The sequence below is a fragment of the Burkholderia sp. genome (genome assembly GCF_018375725.1).
In the GTDB taxonomy this organism is placed as follows: Bacteria; Pseudomonadota; Gammaproteobacteria; order Burkholderiales; family Burkholderiaceae; genus Burkholderia.
Window position 1 is genome coordinate 1 of sequence record NZ_JAHACR010000420.1, and the last position, 2,768, is coordinate 2,768.

General features: G+C 63.4%; 7 protein-coding genes. All 7 read right to left on the bottom strand.

The window, feature by feature from the left end; translation table 11 throughout:
- A partial coding sequence (locus KH616_RS25460; RefSeq protein WP_366835200.1) for a hypothetical protein occupies positions 1 to 84 on the bottom strand: 84 nt, incomplete at its 3' end.
- Positions 85 to 300: 216 nt separating this feature from the next.
- A complete protein-coding gene (locus KH616_RS23765; protein ID WP_292253513.1) occupies positions 301 to 705 on the bottom strand; it encodes a hypothetical protein in 405 nt (134 codons plus the stop codon).
- Between the two features lie 99 nt (positions 706 to 804).
- The gene (locus KH616_RS23770; RefSeq protein WP_292253515.1) at positions 805 to 1,077 is read right to left on the bottom strand and encodes a hypothetical protein; all 273 of its coding nucleotides are present in this window, start codon (positions 1,075 to 1,077) and stop codon (positions 805 to 807) included.
- 8 nt (positions 1,078 to 1,085) lie between these two features.
- Positions 1,086 to 1,379, bottom strand: coding sequence for a hypothetical protein (locus KH616_RS23775; RefSeq protein WP_292253518.1), 294 nt, complete (start codon positions 1,377 to 1,379; stop codon positions 1,086 to 1,088).
- Complete coding sequence (locus KH616_RS23780) at positions 1,376 to 1,768, bottom strand: hypothetical protein (RefSeq protein WP_292253519.1); 393 nt, start codon at positions 1,766 to 1,768, stop codon at positions 1,376 to 1,378. The genes KH616_RS23775 and KH616_RS23780 overlap by 4 nt, the downstream gene beginning before the upstream one ends.
- Positions 1,768 to 2,274, bottom strand: a complete 507-nt coding sequence (locus KH616_RS23785) for a hypothetical protein (protein ID WP_292253521.1) — start codon at positions 2,272 to 2,274, stop codon at positions 1,768 to 1,770. Before KH616_RS23785 ends, KH616_RS23780 begins: the two co-directional genes overlap by 1 nt.
- Positions 2,271 to 2,768 (bottom strand): hypothetical protein (locus KH616_RS23790; RefSeq protein ID WP_292253522.1); only part of this gene is annotated, 498 nt, incomplete at its 5' end. The genes KH616_RS23790 and KH616_RS23785, both read right to left, overlap by 4 nt.

A 2,768-nucleotide genomic window follows, 5' to 3' on the forward strand; every position in this document is an offset into this window, starting at 1 on the left:
ATAGAAGCCGTGAACCTTGTTGTATTCGACGCGTAGGTTCGCGATGCCGGTGCGCGTGCGCTCGCGCGCTTCGAGATCGCTCATGATGTGCTCCAATGGTTGAGGGTGCCCCGACCCGCGTCGGACTGAGTTCCGGCGAACCGGCGGAGGATCCGACTTCCAGAACGTCCGAGGCTGCCGGGGTTGTCGCACTCGCCGGCTTGCGGACCGCGCAAAGCAAAAAGCCCGCTGGCGGATGCCAAGCGGGCTTCGGGAATCGATTCGGTTTTCTGTGGACGCAACTCGTCCAACTGGTGCGGATCATATGGCAATTTCGAGCGCTTTACAAGTAGCGCGCTCAAGCAAACCGGCCGCGACCATCTGCGGGCAGAGAATGGCCTTCGCGCGCTTATACTCCGCTTCCACGCCGTCGCCTTCCATGCGCGGACTCGACCAGACGTTCGCTCCAGAAGCAAAGTTGCGCATCGCCGTGTTGATCGCAATGCGCGCTTGTAGATCGAGTTTCTGGATCATCGGCTCGACGACTTTTCCGACAGTCTTCTTCAGCTGCCAGTCGACCTCTTCGTTCAGCTCTTCGTATTCCATCCATTGACGGCTCGACCGGAACCCGGCGGTGCTGCTGTCGAAGGCATGATAGTCGACGCCAGGGTTGTAGCCTTGGCTCCATTCGTACCAATCGAGTAGAAGTTCGTCGATTCGATCCATGCTTGCCCCGGATATTTCGGTTGAGATTTGAAGCGGTTGCATTACTGGGTGATGCGAACTAGCCTCGGAGAGGCTACCGGCATTGATCAATTCCATCGGTCACACACACAAGTCCCATTGAAGATCGCCGCTCGCGATGAATGCGGCCAGCGATCGCCGGTTTTCTTTCACCGTCGCCTCGACGCGATACGTACCGTCAGCATTCCAGCCACGCGCCGCCGCGAACGGGCGGTATTTCTCGGGTAGCTCGACATCGGCGAAGATGAACGCGCCACCAGTCTCAGGCTCGATCACGGGCCCGATGACGCGCTTCACAATGCATTCGAATTTCTCGTACCCCTCGATCGATGCAAACGGCAGCGTCATGCGCACGAGCAGCCTCATCCGTAGAGCCTCTCCAGCGTCGCGTTCAACAGGTCGATCTGCGTCACCTTCAAGATGCGCAGGTATGCCTGATCGCCGTGCACGCCGTTCTTGCCCTGGTGGCAGTCGTCGTGACAGAGCGGCACCGTGCAGAAGTCGCCGGCGCGCTGCGCGCCGCCGTGGCCGACGCGCACGTGGTGAACATCCGTCTTGCTGGTTTGCTTCCGGCCGAGCAGGTAGCAGCAGATGCACTCCATGTTCGAGATCCGGCCCATGTGCTCGCGTTCGCGCTTATTCGGTCGATGGCTCATGCAGTCACCTGCGCGATGAGCGATGCGAAGTGATTGCCAGGCTCAGTGCGCGCAACGCGCGCGATCATCCGCTTGCGCGACTTATGGCGGCGCTCGACCGCGGCCTTGTCGCGCTTCGGGCGCTTCTTGCATGACAGATCGCCGCGCGCCCATACCGCGTTTTCGCGGCCGCCGTGCGCGCGCGCCGGAAACTCCCAGTCCTTCACGTAGAGCAGCTTCGGCTCGCCGCGCAGCTCGTGTGCATCGCGCATCACGCGAATGGCGCAGTTGATGTTCTGGATCGCCACGCCGAGGTAATCGGCAATCTCGCGGGCGCTCATTGGGCCGATGGTTTCGAGCAGGTTGAGCACAAGCGGCCCCGTCGATGGTTTGCGTCCGAGCTTCGCCATCAGAACACCTCCCGAACCCACTCACCTTTCACGCGCCGCACGGCGATGAACAGGTAGTGCGGGTATAGCTCGGCGGCGACCTTGATCTTCACGCGGGCGTCGTCGGTCCAATGGCCCTTCACCTCGTGGATCTCGCGTGCTCCGTCCGGCAGCACGATCGCGAAGTCGGGCGTGTACCAGGTGCGGTCGGCGAGCCGCAGCTTCAGCGATTCGAACTTGAATTCGACGATCTCTCCGCAGTGCACGCTAGCGGCGAGCAGCTCGGCATATGCGGCCTCGGTCTTGTTCATGCGGCCGGCCGGCAGTCGGCCGAGTGCCTGCATGCGCTGTAACGGCGTCGGAGCCGGCGCGCCGCCGACCAGCCGCGCGGTCGCCGCGTCGAGCGGTACCGGGCCGGCCGCAGCGAGCCGCGCCGCCGTGTCAGCAACCATGCCGCGCACGCGCGCGGTGCCGAACACGCCGCCGGTGATCGCGCTCTCGGGATAACGGAGTGCGTTCTTGCTCATGACGCGTAGTCGTCCGCAGGCAGCAGCTCTTCGCCAAGCTGCGCGCGCACCCAGGCATAGAACCGCTCAGAACCGGACTTCTCGGCATGCTTCATGACGTAATCGATCCATGGCCCCCGGCCACATGCCCGCGCAACCAGCACTCGGTACGAATGCATGTTCTCGTCGGCGTGCCGCGCACGAAATCCGACGGCTGCGCCGCGGCGCTCAACGGCTTCGGACGACAGCCACCACTCCGGATCAGCGGCTTGCGCGCCCACGTCGCCTTCGGCAGGCGGCAGCGGATCCTGCCAGCGCTTCTGGTTCAAGTACGTCAGCGGAGCGGGCTCAAAGCCATCCCGCCATTGCTGCGTCAGCTTCATGGCCTCGGTGTGCGCGAGAACCACAGACGCCGACTCGTCGAGCGCCGCGCGCTTCCATCGCTTCTCGCATTCAGCCTTCGCGACCTTCCGCGACGTACGCGGCCACGCCGACCACCAGCGCTCAAACGGCGT

Coding starts and splice junctions, on each gene's coding strand:
- KH616_RS23765 (WP_292253513.1), bottom strand. CDS start 705: ATGGATCGAATCGACGAACTTCTACTCGATTGGTACGAATGGAGCCAA.
- KH616_RS23775 (WP_292253518.1), bottom strand. CDS start 1,379: ATGAGCCATCGACCGAATAAGCGCGAACGCGAGCACATGGGCCGGATC.
- KH616_RS23780 (WP_292253519.1), bottom strand. CDS start 1,768: ATGGCGAAGCTCGGACGCAAACCATCGACGGGGCCGCTTGTGCTCAAC.
- KH616_RS23785 (WP_292253521.1), bottom strand. CDS start 2,274: ATGAGCAAGAACGCACTCCGTTATCCCGAGAGCGCGATCACCGGCGGC.